The sequence below is a fragment of the Pseudomonas sp. F-14 TE3623 genome (assembly GCF_053629015.1).
This window is the reverse complement of record NZ_JBRJHM010000001.1, coordinates 3,946,790-3,961,237: the sequence shown is the minus strand read 5'-3', so window position 1 is coordinate 3,961,237 and position 14,448 is coordinate 3,946,790. Positions and strand designations below refer to the sequence as shown.

Annotated in this window: 11 protein-coding genes; 9 read left to right on the top strand and 2 right to left on the bottom strand. The window is 59.0% G+C overall.

Annotated features, from left to right (window positions below; genetic code table 11):
• The first annotated feature begins 11 nt into the window (after positions 1-11).
• The 5 genes from AB7M29_RS18390 to phaR all read left to right on the top strand — a co-directional run bounded on the left by AB7M29_RS18390 (position 12) and on the right by phaR (position 5,993).
• Entirely contained in the window at positions 12-338 is a 327-nt protein-coding gene (locus AB7M29_RS18390) for a DUF485 domain-containing protein (protein WP_048393398.1), read from the top strand.
• Positions 338-2,008: a cation acetate symporter gene (locus AB7M29_RS18385; protein ID WP_454247478.1), complete on the top strand. Its 1,671-nt coding sequence runs from the start codon at positions 338-340 to the stop codon at positions 2,006-2,008. Before AB7M29_RS18390 ends, AB7M29_RS18385 begins: the two co-directional genes overlap by 1 nt.
• A 64-nt stretch (positions 2,009-2,072) precedes the next feature.
• Positions 2,073-3,845 carry an acyl-CoA dehydrogenase C-terminal domain-containing protein gene (locus AB7M29_RS18380; RefSeq protein WP_454247477.1) on the top strand — a complete coding sequence of 591 codons (1,773 nt, stop codon included), beginning with the start codon at positions 2,073-2,075 and terminating at the stop codon, positions 3,843-3,845.
• Positions 3,846-3,972: 127 nt separating this feature from the next.
• The gene (locus AB7M29_RS18375; protein ID WP_454247476.1) at positions 3,973-5,241 is read left to right on the top strand and encodes an OprD family porin; all 1,269 of its coding nucleotides are present in this window, start codon (positions 3,973-3,975) and stop codon (positions 5,239-5,241) included.
• 239 nt (positions 5,242-5,480) lie between these two features.
• On the top strand, positions 5,481-5,993 hold the full coding sequence (gene phaR / locus AB7M29_RS18370; protein ID WP_038983295.1) for a polyhydroxyalkanoate synthesis repressor PhaR: 513 nt from the start codon (positions 5,481-5,483) through the stop codon (positions 5,991-5,993).
• Positions 5,994-6,028: 35 nt separating this feature from the next.
• On the opposite strand, the gene phaP is transcribed toward phaR, so the two are convergent.
• A complete protein-coding gene (gene phaP / locus AB7M29_RS18365; protein ID WP_217854914.1) occupies positions 6,029-6,598 on the bottom strand; it encodes a TIGR01841 family phasin in 570 nt (189 codons plus the stop codon).
• Positions 6,599-6,853: 255 nt separating this feature from the next.
• Here phaP and AB7M29_RS18360 point away from each other — a divergent pair, with 255 nt between their 5' ends.
• On the top strand, positions 6,854-9,283 hold the full coding sequence (locus AB7M29_RS18360; protein WP_454247475.1) for a DUF3141 domain-containing protein: 2,430 nt from the start codon (positions 6,854-6,856) through the stop codon (positions 9,281-9,283).
• A 25-nt stretch (positions 9,284-9,308) separates the two neighbouring features.
• On the opposite strand, the gene AB7M29_RS18355 is transcribed toward AB7M29_RS18360, so the two are convergent.
• The gene (locus tag AB7M29_RS18355) at positions 9,309-10,346 is read right to left on the bottom strand and encodes an AraC family transcriptional regulator (protein ID WP_217854912.1); all 1,038 of its coding nucleotides are present in this window, start codon (positions 10,344-10,346) and stop codon (positions 9,309-9,311) included.
• A gap of 257 nt (positions 10,347-10,603) precedes the next feature.
• Here AB7M29_RS18355 and phbB point away from each other — a divergent pair, with 257 nt between their 5' ends.
• From phbB to phaC, 3 genes are all read left to right on the top strand, one after another.
• On the top strand, positions 10,604-11,350 hold the full coding sequence (gene phbB, locus AB7M29_RS18350) for an acetoacetyl-CoA reductase (protein ID WP_217854911.1): 747 nt from the start codon (positions 10,604-10,606) through the stop codon (positions 11,348-11,350).
• Positions 11,351-11,407: 57 nt separating this feature from the next.
• Complete coding sequence (locus AB7M29_RS18345; RefSeq protein WP_454247474.1) at positions 11,408-12,586, top strand: acetyl-CoA C-acetyltransferase; 1,179 nt, start codon at positions 11,408-11,410, stop codon at positions 12,584-12,586.
• An 88-nt stretch (positions 12,587-12,674) separates the two neighbouring features.
• Positions 12,675-14,375 (top strand): class I poly(R)-hydroxyalkanoic acid synthase, encoded by a 1,701-nt coding sequence (gene phaC, locus AB7M29_RS18340; RefSeq protein WP_454247473.1) that lies wholly within the window; start codon positions 12,675-12,677, stop codon positions 14,373-14,375.
• Positions 14,376-14,448: the final 73 nt, after the last annotated feature.

Here is a 14,448-nt window from a genome sequence, read left to right as displayed (position 1 = left end):
TGGAGCCACCCATGATCGACATCCATTCAACCGATACCCAACGCTGTGAACGCATTCGGTCCAACCCCAAATTCCTTCAATTGGTGAGCAGCCGTTCGCGCCTGGCCTGGTCGCTGAGTGCTGCCGTGCTCGGCACCTACTACGCGTTCATGCTGGTGGTGGCGTTTGCCCCGCAGTGGCTGCACGCGCCGATCGCCGAGCATCGGATGTTGACCCTGGGCATGCCGGTTGGCGCGGCGATCATTATTTTTTCCTGGCTACTGACCGGTTGGTACGTCTACAGCGCCAACACGCGTTTCGATGCATTGGGCGCCGCCATTCTCGAGGAGAGTAAGTGATGACTCTGCTGCGTAAACTTCTCCTCGCCGCTGCCGGGCTATTGCCGGCTTCCGTTGTGCTGGCTGCGCCCGCGCTGGGTGCAGTGGAAAAACAGCCGCTCAACCTGCATGCGATCGGCATGTTCTTCGTCTTCGTACTGGGCACATTGGCCATCACTTGGTGGGCCGCGCGGCAAACCAAATCCACTTCGGACTTCTACACCGCGGGCGGTGGCATCACCGGGTTTCAGAATGGCCTGGCAATTGCCGGCGACTACATGTCCGCCGCCACGCTGCTGGGGCTGTCCAGCCTGGTGTTTGCCAAGGGCTATGATGGCTTCATCTATACCATCGGTTTCTTCGTCGGCTGGCCGATCATCACCTTCCTGATGGCCGAGCGCTTGCGAAATCTGGGGCGCTACACCTTTGCCGACATCGTGTCCTATCGACTGGACCAGAACAAAGTGCGGATCTTCGCCGCCTTCGGCTCTCTGACGGTGGTGTGTTGCTACCTGATCGTGCAGATGGTCGGTGCGGGTCAGTTGATCAAGTTGCTGTTTGGCCTCGACTACCCGGTAGCCGTGGTGATCGTCGGCGCGCTGATGCTGGTGTATGTGATTTTCGGCGGCATGATCGCCACCACCTGGGTGCAGATCATCAAGGCCGTGCTGCTGCTTGCCGGCGGCACGACCCTGGCGTTCATGGCCATGTCGCAGTTTGGTTTCAGCTACGAAACTCTCGCGGACAAAGCTGTCCAGGCGCACGCCAGTGGCTGGAACATCATGGGCCCTGGCTCAATGCTCGCCGACCCGATCAACACCGCTTCGATGTCGCTGGGCCTGGTGTTCGGGATTGCCGGCCTGCCGCACATTCTGATGCGTTTCTTCACCGTGCCTAACGCCAAGGAAGCGCGCAAATCGGTGTTCTACGCCACCGGTTTCATCGGCTTTTTCTTCCTGGTGGTATGCACCCTGGGCTTCGCCGCGATGGTGATCATCGGCACCGACCCGCAGTACTACGTCAATGGCGAAATCGGCGGCACCTTGATGGGTGGTGGCAATATGGTTGCCATGCACTTGGCCAAAGCGGTCGGTGGCAATCTGTTCTTCGGTTTCCTCTCGGCCGTGGCCTTCGCCACCATCCTTGCGGTGGTCTCCGGGCTGGCCCTGGCCGGGGCTTCGGCGATTTCCCACGACCTCTACGCCACGGTGTTCAAGAAGGGCAAAGCCAGCGAGAAACAGGAAATGCGCGTGACCCGCATGGCCACCGTGGGCCTTGGCATCATCGCGATTCTGCTGGGCATTCTGTTCGAGAAGATGAACGTCGCGTTCCTGGTGGGCCTGACCTTCGGCATCGCTGCGTCGACCAACTTCCCGGTGCTGATCATGGCCATGTACTGGAAAGGCTTGACCACCAAAGGCGCAATCATCGGCGGTTTCGCCGGGCTGATCTGCGCGCTGGTCCTGGTGATCCTCTCGCCAGCGGTCTGGGTCACCGTGCTCGGCCATGCGCATGCGATTTTCCCGTACGACCACCCGGCGCTGTTCTCCATGCCATTGGCGTTCTTGGTGATCGTCGTCGTATCCAAACTCGACCGCAGCGTGCGGGCCGACAAGGAGCGTGACGCTTACGCCGACCAGTTTGTCCGTGCCCAGACCGGCCTCGGCGCCGCCAGCGCTTCCGCCCATTGATAGAAAGGGCACGGCCTGCTCAAGCGGCGCTGTGTCCATCGCACCCCCTTTTGAGGTTCACGTTATGCCCGAATTCAACGCCCCGCTGCGCGACATGCACTTTGTATTGCATGAAGTGTTCGATGCCCCGGCCTTGTGGGCACGCCTGCCGGCCCTGGCCGACAGTGTCGACGCCGCCACCGCTGACGCCATTCTTGAGGAGGCGGCCAAAGTCACCTCGCACCTGATTGCGCCATTGAATCGCAGTGGCGACGAGGAAGGCGCCCAGTGGGCCGACGGCCAAGTCAGCACGCCGATCGGTTTCAAACAGGCTTATGCCACCTACATCGAAGGTGGTTGGGTGGGCCTGTCCGGTAACGCCGATTTTGGCGGCATGGGCATGCCGAAGATGCTCGCCGTGCAGTTCGAAGAAATGCTTTACGGCGCCAACTCCAGCTTCGCGCTGTATTCGGCGTTGAGCTCCGGTGCCTGCCTGGCACTGGATGCCCACGCCAGCGATACCCTGAAAAATCTCTATCTGCCGCCGATGTACGAAGGGCGCTGGGCCGGTTCCATGTGCCTGACCGAAGCCCACGCCGGCACCGATCTGGGGATTATCCGCACCCGCGCCGAACCCCGGGCCGACGGCAGCTTCAGCATCACCGGCAGCAAGATCTTCATCACCGGTGGTGATCAGGACCTGACCGAAAACATTGTGCATCTGGTGCTGGCCAAACTGCCGGACGCACCAGCGGGGCCCAAAGGCATCTCGTTGTTTGTCGTCCCCAAAGTGCTGGTCAATGCCGACGGTTCCCTCGGCGATGCCAACGCTGTGAGTTGCGGTTCGATCGAACACAAGATGGGCATCAAGGCCTCGGCCACCTGCGTCATGAACTTCGATGGCGCCAGCGGCTGGCTGGTCGGCGAAGCCAACAAAGGCCTGGCGGCGATGTTCACCATGATGAACTACGAACGCTTGTCCATCGGCATTCAGGGCATTGGCTGCGCCGAAGCGTCCTATCAGAGCGCCGTCGCCTACGCACGTGAACGTGTTCAGAGTCGCGCGCCGACCGGTGCTGTTGCGCCGGACAAAGTGGCCGACCCGATCATCGTCCACCCTGATGTGCGCCGCATGCTGCTGAGCATGAAAGCCATGACCGAGGGCGGCCGTGCGTTCGCCAGCTATGTCGGGCAGCAACTGGACCTGGCGAAGTTTTCCGATGACGCCAAAGAGCGGGACAGCGCGCAAACCCTGGTCGCGCTGCTCACACCGGTGGCCAAGGCGTTCTTCACCGACACCGGCCTGGAAAGCTGCATCAACGGCCAGCAAGTGTTCGGCGGCCATGGCTACATCCGCGAGTGGGGCCAGGAACAATTGGTCCGCGACGTGCGCATCGCGCAGATCTACGAAGGCACCAACGGCATTCAGGCCCTGGACTTGCTTGGACGCAAAGTGCTCGCCGATAAGGGCTCCGCGCTGCGCCAGTTCACCGGCAAGATCCGCCATTTCGCCCATCAGCCCGACGCGCTCTACTCCGCTCAACTGTTCGATGCCGTGCAGCGTCTGGAAGACCTGAGCGACTGGCTGCAGGACCAGGCGACCACCAATCGCAACGAAGTCGGCGCTGCTTCGGTGGAGTATTTGCACCTGTTCGGTTACGTCGCCTATGCCTGGCTTTGGGCGCGCATGGCGCAGGTTGCCAAGCAAAAGCTGCCCGAAGATGCCGGGTTTTATGGCGCGAAGATCGCCACCGCCGACTTCTACATACACCGCTTGCTACCGCGCATTTTGAGCCTGGAGCAATCCATCCGCGCGGGCAGTGCCTCCTTGTTTGGCCTGAGCGCCGAACAGTTCTAACGATTGAACCCACGCGGCGCCACGCTCCTCTCTTTTTGGCGTTCGCGTTTTTTATTGATAAGCCCTCGCCCACCTGGCGAGGGCCGCGGGACCTGTCTTTCCATAATAAAAACAAAGGGGCTTCACCATGGACCGCAACACCCGCACCCTCGCTACCCGACTATTGCTGGCCGGCGGCGTCATCAGCCTCTCGGCCCCCGCCGCTGCTGATTTTGTCAAAGACAGCAAGGCCAGCCTGGAGCTGCGCAACTTCTATTTCAATCGCGACTATCGCCAGGACAACGCCCCGCAATCCAAACAAGAGGAATGGGCGCAGGGTTTCCTGCTGCGTTATGAATCGGGATTCACCGAAGGTTTGATCGGCGTGGGTTTCGATGCCATTGGCCTGCTCGGCATCAAGCTCGATTCCAGCCCCGATCGCACAGGCTCCGGCCTGCTCAAACGCCATCGCGACACCCGCAAAGGGGCTCAGGACGAGTACGGCGAGCTGGGCTTGACGGCCAAAGTGCGGGCCTCGAAAAGCACGCTGAAACTCGGCACGCTGCTGCCGAAACTGCCGACGGTATTGGCCAACGATTCACGGCTGTTGCCGCAAACCTTCAAGGGCGGTCAGCTAACGTCGCTGGAGCTCGAAGGCCTGACGGTGGATGCCGGGCGACTGACGCAAGTCAATCAGCGCGACTCCTCGGACTACGAGGACATGGGCATCACCCGCACCGGCGCCAAGGGCATCACCACACGTCATCTCGATAGCGACAGCTTCGATTTCGCCAGCCTGAACTACAAATGGACCAGCAACCTCGCCACGGGCTACAGCTATGGTCACCTCGACAATTTCTACAGCCAGCACCTGGTCAACCTGACCTACGTGCTGCCGGTCACAACCGGCCAGTCGCTGAAGACGGATCTGCGCTTCGCTCGCTCCACGGACGATGGCGGCAGTAATGTCGATAACAATGCCATCGGCGCGATGTTCACCTACAGCCTCGGCGGGCATGCGTTGGGCCTGGGTTATCAAGGCATGAGCGGCGACACCGGCTACGCCTACGTCAACGGTACCGATGCGTTCCTGGTGAACTTCGTGCAGATCGGCGACTTCGCCAGCAAGGACGAAAAATCCTGGCAGGCGCGTTACGACTACAACTTTGCGGCGATTGGCGTTCCGGGGCTGACCTTCATGACCCGTTACCTCACCGGCGACAATATCGATCTGGGCGGCAACCGCCCCCAAGGCAAGGAATGGGAACGTGATACCGACATCGGCTATGTCGTGCAGAGCGGGCCATTAAAGAATGTCGGGGTGAAATGGCGTAACGCGACAGTTCGCTCCACCCACTTTGGCAGCGACCTGGATGAAAACCGCCTGATCGTCAGCTACACCTTGTCGATCTGGTAACTCAGTTCTGGTTACACAAGGGGGGACTCGCTTGACGGCGCAGTCTCCTTTTTGCTGCTGGATTTGTGCTGTGATGGCGGGCCTCTTCGCGAGCAAGCCCGCTCCCACATTTAACCGCATTCTCATGGGAGACTCGGTCAAGTGTGGGAGCGGGCTTGCTCGCGAAGGCGGCCTGAAGAACACCAATGATGATTGTAGGTTAAGATGCCTGCAAACCAGGCCCGCCGCGAGACGCCCGCATGACTGATACCACCCCACGCCTGATCAAGAAGTACCCCAATCGCCGACTGTATGACACCCATACCAGCAGTCATCTGACGCTGGCGGACATACGCCAATTGGTGGTCGATAAAATTGCCTTTCAGGTGGTCGATGCCAAGAGCGGCGAGGATCTGACGCGCAGCATCTTGCTGCAAGTGATTCTGGAAGCCGAAAGCGGCGGTGAGCCGATCTTCACCAGCGAGATGCTGATGGGGATTATCCAGTTCTACGGCCCTTATCAGGGCGTACTTGGCAGTTACCTGGACAAAAGCATTCAGACCGTAATCGACATCCAGTCCCAGACCGGTGCGCAATCATCCGAAGCCTGGAGCACCTTCATGCACCAGCAAGCGCCAGTGATGCAGGATCTGATGCGGCAGTATGTCGATCAGTCGAAGGCGCTGTACCTGAATACCCAGAACCTGTTCGGCATGTTCGGCGGCAAACCCGGTGCCGATGGCGGAACGAAAAAAAATGGCGATGGGGAATAAACCCATCGCCATTGGTGCCGCTGGCTTGACGTGACTTACTTGTTACCGCTGTTAGGCTTGGCGCTGGCTTCTGGCGCAGCTTTAGTGCCCGCGGCAGTCGCTGCATCGAAACCACTCTGAGCCACATCGGCAGCCTGTTTTACGGCTTTCTGTGCGCTTTCGAACACAGTACCGGCATTCGCCAGGCCCGACTTGAACGCGGCCACAACAGGCTCGGAGCCGGCCGGTGCATTCTTGCTGATCGTTTCAACGAACTCATGCATCTGCTGGGTGCCCGCTTCGACCTGACTCGAGGTCAATTTGGCGATGTCCGACTGAGTACCCACAATCAGTGCTTGAACCTGACGATTGAACTCGGCCAGGCGTTCGGTTTGCGCGCTCGGCTGGGTGAAAGAAGCCTGCAGCTCGGCGAAACCTTGTGGATCACGGACGGCCAGCAGCTTGCGAACACCTTCAAACTGCTCCTCGGTGGAGTCGCGCAGTGCCTTGAACTGCAACTGGCTGAGCTGTTCAACGCTGGCGAACACTTTGCCACTGATTTGCTGCAAAAGGTCGAGGTTGGCTTTCTGAGCGGTTTGCAGTTTTTCCGAATTGAAAAAAGACATGCTTGAATCTCCTGGTACTGGAAGGCCCTGATGAGCCTGAGGACGCGATAGCGATCCGGCCAGTCATCGCGCTAGCCTTGATATTGCAGTGCACAAAATAATTTGGCAACGCCTATTTTTGTGCGGCGCAAAATAAACATTGCTAACGCCCTCCTTATTCGCTGTAGACTCCTGCTCATCGAACGGCCAGCCTGGCCCTCTTTAACTAAAGGGTTCAGATGCGCAGGTTCCCATGCATAGCAGCAGGAGATCACCATGGGTCAGGAAGCAAATATTGCGCTGCAAGATGAAGAGCGTAGCGACCCCGCCGGCTTGTTCGAACACCTGAATCATCTGCAACACCTCAATACCCGCAACGTCCTCGACGCTGTGCAGAAGCGTCAGGCAAAAACCTTCGCGCCTTTAGGCCTTGGGCAACTCAGGCAGCCGACACTGGCTGACTGGCAGGAATACTTCACTGACCTTGGCCAACGCAGCGTGCTGTTCTGGGACACCTTGCGGCAGCGCGGCGACAACACCCTGGCCCACGAACGCGCCGGGTATCCGCTGCTGCTCAAGTTCAATCATCAAACGCTGGTCGCTGGTGAAGACCTGCCTCGTGTGGTCAACTATTCGTTGTTGCAAATCCTCGGCGGCCCGGGGCAACAGATCGACAGCAAAAAACAGCCCGTGATCATCATTGACCCCCGCGGCGGTCATGGCTCGGGGATCGGCGGTTTCAAACAGGACTCGGTCATCGGCGAAAGCCTGAGAGCCGGCCATCCCACCTACTTCATCGCCTTCAGTCACTCGCCACGCCCAGGGCAAACCCTTGCCGATATCACAGACGCCCAGGCACGGTTCATCGAGGTCGTCAGCGCCCGGCATCCGAACAGCGCCAAACCTATCGTCATTGGTAACTGCCAGGCGGGCTGGGCGTTAATGGGCCTGGCGGCCACTCGGCCAGAGTTGCCGGGGCTGATCATCGTCAACGGTGCGCCGTTGTCGTACTGGGCCGGCGTCAATGGCCGCAATCCGATGCGCTACACCGGCGGTTTGCTGGGCGGAGGCTGGATGGCGCGCCTGGGGAGCGACCTCGGTAATGACCGCTTCGACGGCACCTGGCTGGTGAGCAATTTCGAAAACCTGGACCCGGCCAATACCTATTGGGGCAAGTACTACCACCTGTTCAGTGAAGTCGACAGCGAGGCCGCACGCTTTCTGGATTTCGAACGCTGGTGGGGCAGCCCGACCCTGCTCAATAGCGAAGAGATCGAGATGATTGTCGACGACCTGTTCATCGGTAATCAGCTGTCCGGTGGCCTGGGGCGCAAGAGCAGCGGGCTCGACCTCAAATTGATTGAAGTGCCGGTGGTGGTGTTCTGTTCCTATGGCGACAACATCACCTCCCCGCAGCAGGCACTGGACTGGATCACCGACGTCTACCCCAGCGATCTCGCGTTGCAAAATGCCGGACGCACCATCGTTTACCTGCGGCATGCGAGCATCGGTCACCTGGGCATCTTCGTGTCCGGTGAAGTGGCGCGGCGTGAGCACCGCGAGTTGCTGGGTGCGGTCGATGCGATCAATGCGCTGCCGGCCGGGTTGTATGAAATGCTGATCGACGACCTGCCGGAGCCCTCGGCGACGCCGTATACCGTGCGTTTCGAGCCCCGGCGTATCGCCGACATTCATGGCCAGGTGCAGCCGCCCCGTGATGACGATCGCGAATTCGCGCTGGTGCAACGTGCGTCCGCCATCAACAACAGCGTGTACGACGAATTCATACGCCCATGGTTGCGCCTGCTGATCAACGAACCGAGCGCCGAAATGCTGCGCCGCGCGCACCCTTTCCATCAGCAGCAAGTAGCCTGGAGCAGTTTGAACCCGGCGCTGTGGTGGCTGACTGGCAGTGCCGCCCAAGTGAGCAAGGATCGTCACCCCGCCAGCCAGAACAACCCGTTACTGGTCTGGCAGGAACTGTTTTCCAATCAGGTGCAGGACGCCTTGAACGGCTATCGGGACCTGCGTGATGCGGCTCACGAAATGTGTTTCTACGGCGTGTATGGCGTACTCAATAGCTTCGCCGGCAATGCACCCGGGCGAAATCTGCAGGAACACGCCAAGCAGCACGACCAGGTTCTGATCGAGCGCCTGCAGGATGCCCTGCCCCTTGGCGGCCTGATGGAAGCCTTGATACGGATTCTGTTCCTGCTGGGCCGCGACAGCGACGAACCGGGCAAGGAAAGCATCGAGAAATTGATCCTGCAACTGCAGGTACTGCTCCAGGACTACAGTGCCGAGCCGCTTGATTTGCGCGAAACCCTGCGCCTGCAAAAATTGCTGGTCGCCACCCACCCGCAAGAAAGCCTGCACAGCCTGCCCTTGATGCTGGTTGAAGTCGAAGAGCGTCAACAAGTGCTGGCGGCCGTTGCCAATTTACTGCCCGAACTGCTGAGCAGCGGCGCAAACAACCCATGCTGGTGTGAGCTGCATACACTACTCGACGTTCCGCTGCCAGGTTTCAGCCTGACCCAACCACCCGGTGCAGCCGATGCGATTGAAGTGAAAGTCCCGGCGATCACTACAGAGCCGACCAAACAGAAAATCCCCGCAGTGACCCCAGACCTCATCGCCAAGGTGGTGAGTCCGGTGCGCAAACCTGCCAAGAGCAAGAAAGCCGTAAAAAAACCTCCGATGAAATAACGCTGGGCGCTGACGGGAGGCTGTATCAGAACGGCGTGGCCCCCTTGATCCCGAACGATTCATCGGCCCGATATTGACCGGGGGTCATGTCAAACCAGCGGCTGCAGGCTTTGTTGAAGCTGCTGTGATCATGAAAACCAAGGAGATAGGCCACGTGCTTCATGTTGAAGTGAGAATGGCGCAGATAGAAATCGGCCAATTGCCTGCGTACGGCATTCAGCACGTCCTTGAATTGGGTCCCGTCTTTTTCCAGGGCGCGTTGCAGGGTTCGCTTGCTGATGTTCAAAGATGCAGCGATCGACTCCATGTCGCATTGCCCCTGCCCCTGACTCAAGCGCTCGGTCACCAGCGCCCGAATCCTGCCGACAACGGAAAAACCAAAAAGCAGGTCCAATTGCGCCTCGGCAAAGCTGTCATGCAGCACCGCCAACGCTTCATTGGCCATGCTCAAGGGGCGCTGCAACTCCTCCCCGTCGAACACAATGCTGTCGTAGGCCGCGTTGAAATGCAGGTCGCAACCAAACAGGCGACGGTGTTCGGAGGTGTCTTCAGGTTCGGGATAAGTGAAATCCACACTCAAGGGCTGCATTGATTTGCTGCCCGCCAGCCAACGGCAGATTCCCAGCAACGACGCCAAGCCGGCATCACTGTATTGGCGTGGTTTAATCGAGCCGCTTTGTTGATGATCGAGTCCGGACAGTCGGTAGTTTTGCTGTTCCGGTAGAAGGAAAAGGCTGAATCCGGTGCCTATCAACGGACTGAAGCGAACCAGCCGTTCCAGCGCTTTTTTCAGATTGAGACTGGACATCATGGTGTAGCCGACGATCTGAAAAGTGCCGGGATTGAAATTTCCGTAAGCTTTCAGACCGATGTCTGGATCACCCGAGGCCTGAGAAGCCAGATCCCATAATCGATAAATCGCCCTTCGCTCGCAAAACGCTCCTGGTTTGTTCGCAAGCTTCATGTCTAGTCCAGCCTCCCGACACAGACTGGCAACATCCAGCCCTTGAGCCGAGAGCGTATTTACCAGCACGCTGGCGTAGCCAGAACTCATTCTATACATGGCGTCCTCAATGACGTGTGGAACCGAACATCCTGTCCGGAGCCATAACTGATCTGCGATGAATCAAAGACTAACGGGTTCTTCAGTGGCGAATATTGATCCCAGTATAGGTAACCAGCGTTTTTCGCCACCCGTCATTAACCTGGGCATGGCACCGTTGGACACCAGAGCGTCACCTCTCAACACTTCCGCACACCCGGCCAATACCGAACAATCCCCCTATCTTGCAACGCAAAACAAAGAAAGGAATGGATTGTATGAAGTCGCTTGGTCGTATTGCGTTGGTCACGGGTGGTATGGGTGGGATTGGTACTGCGATAAGCCAACGCCTGTACAAGGAAGGATTCAAGGTCATCGTCGGCTGCAGCTCGGATTCCGCCCGCAAGAACGAATGGATAGCCACCCAGCTGGCGGAGGGCTATCAGTTCGAGTGCATCTTCGGCGACATCACCGATTGGGAGTCGACTCGTAAGGCTTTCGAAATGGCACGAGAACAATTCGGCCCGATCGATGTGCTGGTCAATAACGCCGGCATCACTCGGGACGCTTCCTTTCGCAAACTCACTCCAGAAGACTGGAACGCGGTGATCGGGACCAACCTCAGCGGCCTGTTCAACACCACCAAACAGGTGATTGAAGGCATGTTGGCCAAGGGCTGGGGGCGGGTCATCAACATTTCGTCGATCAACGGTCAGCGCGGCCAGTTCGGCCAGACCAATTACAGCGCGGCCAAAGCCGGTATCCATGGCTTCACCATGGCACTGGCCCGGGAAGTCTCGGGCAAGGGCGTGACCGTCAATACCGTATCGCCCGGCTACATCCAGACCAGCATGACCGCTGCCATCCGCCCGGACATTCTCGAGACCATGATCGCCGCCACACCGGTCGGGCGCCTTGGCCAACCCGAAGAAATCGCCTCGATCGTCGCCTGGCTGGCGTCCGATGAATCGGCCTACAGCACCGGTGCCGACTTCTCGGTCAACGGCGGCATGAACATGCAGTAAGCCTGTCAGGGCATTGATGCCCTGCTCCCGCTCGACAAAATTTTGATGAGGTCATGCATGAACGAAGTCGTAATCGTTGCCGCTACTCGCACCGCCATTGGCAGTTTTCAAGGTTCACTGTCCGCCATTCCAGCTACCGAGTTGGGCGCGGCGGTGATTCGTCGCCTGCTCGAACAGACCGGGATCGACGCTGCGCAGATTGATGAAGTCATCCTCGGCCAGGTGCTGACTGCAGGCTCCGGGCAAAACCCGGCACGCCAGACCGCGATCAAGGCCGGCCTGCCCCATACCACCCCTGCCCTGACCCTGAACAAAGTCTGCGGTTCGGGCCTCAAGGCGGTTCAGCTTGCGGTTCAGGCGATCCGTTGCGGCGACGCCGAACTGGTGATTGCCGGCGGTCAGGAAAACATGAGCCTGGCGCCCTATGTTCTGCCCAAGGCGCGCACCGGTCTGCGCCTGGGTCATGCGCAACTGCAAGACAGCGTGATTCAGGATGGTTTGTGGGATGCCTTCAACGACTACCACATGGGCATCACTGCCGAGAATCTGGCGAATCAATACAGCATCAGTCGCGAAGATCAGGACGCTTTCGCCGCGACCTCGCAACAGAAAGCCGCCTCGGCCATCGAGGCGGGTTACTTCAAGGGTGAAATCACCCCGATCCTGATCCCCCAGCGCAAGGGCGAGCCGCTGGTCTTCGACACCGATGAACAGCCACGTCCGGACAGCACGCTTCAGGCACTGGGCAACCTCAAACCCGCGTTCCAGAAAAACGGCAGCGTGACCGCGGGCAACTCGTCGACCCTCAATGACGGCGCCGCCGTGTTGATGCTGGCCAGCTCTGCCAAAGCCCTGGCGCTGGGTTTGCCGGTACTTGCGCGCATCAAGGCCTATGCCAGTGCCGGAGTGGACCCGTCGATCATGGGCATCGGCCCGGTACCCGCTACCCGTCTGGTGTTGACGAAAGCCGGCTGGAGCCTGGACGACCTCGACCTGATCGAAGCCAACGAAGCGTTCGCCGCGCAGTCACTGGCCGTCGGCAAGGAATTGGGCTGGGACATGAACAAGGTCAATGTCAACGGTGGCGCCATTGCCCTCGGTCATCCGATCGGCGCATCAGGCGCGCGGATTCTGGTGTCGCTGCTTCATGAACTGATCCGGCGCGATGGCAAAAAAGGTCTGGCCACCTTGTGCATCGGTGGCGGCCAGGGCGTCAGCCTGGTCATCGAGCGCTAGAAACACAGGCAGAGTTGCCAGACGCGGCGCCGACGTTAGGCGCCGCGTTTTTTTTCCTTCCGGATTATTCATGTGGGCAAGGAGTTCCATGGACAACACGCATACCTTAAACACATTCTGGTCGGGCCAGGTTCCATTCATTGCGTCCTTTGCAGTTCAACAATTAAGGCTCTGGGTCAGCAGCAATCCCTGGTTTACCGGGCAGGACTACAACGCCTGGTTTGAACTGCCACGCGAAACCCTGGACAGCCTTCAATCGGACTATCAGCAACAATGGAGTGAACTCGGCCAGCGTCTGTTGACCGGTCAGCCCTTCAGTTTCGAAGACCGACGTTTCGCCAGCGGTAACTGGAGCCAGCCGCTGTTCGGTTCTCTGGCGGCGTTTTACCTGCTCAATGCCGACTTTCTGCTGAAACTGGTCAATCAGCTGCCGATCGACGGTAAAAAGCCGCGTCAACGCTTGCTCTATCTGGCGGAACAAGCCATCGCCGCCGGCGCGCCGAGCAATTTTCTGGCCAGTAACCCCGATGCGCTGCAACGGGTCGTGGACACCCAAGGAAGCAGCCTGCTCACAGGCCTGATGCACCTGGCCAGCGATCTGCAGGAAGGCAAGATGCGCCAGTGCGACGCCAACGCGTTCACAGTCGGTGTCGACCTGGCGAATACTCCCGGCGAAGTGGTCTTCGAGAACGAACTTTTCCAGCTCATCCAGTATTATCCGCAAAGCGAAACCCAGTACCGGCGCCCGGTGTTTATCGTTCCGCCATCGATCAACAAGTACTACATCCTTGACCTGCGCCCCGACAATTCGATGGTTCGCCACCTGTTGCAGCAAGGCCACCCGGTGTTTCTGATGTCGTGGCGCAACTTCGATCAGGAACACGCCGGCACCACCTGGGATGACCTGATCGAAACCGGAATTATCAAAGGCCTGCAGCTGACCCGTGAAATCACCGGCGAGCAACGGCCCAATTGCGTGGGTTTCTGCATCGGTGGGACGTTGTTGAGTTCGGCGCTGGCTGTATTGGCGGCTCGTGGCGACAAAGAGATCGCCAGCGTGAGCCTGCTGACCACCTTCCTCGATTACCTTGATACCGGCCCCATCGACATCTTCGTCGACGAGCAATTGGTGGCTTATCGCGAGCGCACCATCGGCGGCCTAAATGGTCCCATCGGCCTGTTCAAGGGCGAGGACATGGGCAATACATTCTCGTTGCTGCGCCCCAACGACTTGTGGTGGAACTACAACGTCGACAAATACCTCAAGGGGCAGAAATCGATACCCCTTGACCTGTTGTTCTGGAACAACGACAGCACCAACCTGCCCGGGCCGATGTACTGCTGGTACTTGCGCCATACCTACCTGCAGAACGATCTGAAATCCGGCGAGCTGGATTGCTGCGGGGTCAAGCTGGACCTGCGCGCCATCGATGCCCCGGCGTACATCCTCGCCACCCATGACGACCACATCGTGCCATGGAAAAGTGCCTACGCCAGCACCGAGCTACTGTCTGGAACCAAGCGTTTCGTACTCGGCGCCTCAGGGCATATCGCGGGGGTGATCAACCCACCGGCCAAGGAAAAACGCCATTACTGGACCAATAATCGCGTCACCAAAAACCCTGAAACCTGGTTCAAGAATGCCCAGCAGCATCCGGGCAGCTGGTGGAATGACTGGTTCGTCTGGCTGGCCGAACACGCCGGGGAACGCCAGCCTTCAGTGCTGAGCACGGGGAATGCTAAATACCCGGCACTTGAGTCGGCGCCGGGGCGTTATGTGATGCAATGAGAGCCGCCCCGTCCGGGTAAATAGGCAAAAAAAAGTCCCGTGGCCGAATGAGTCACGGGACAAAGAAATGGTT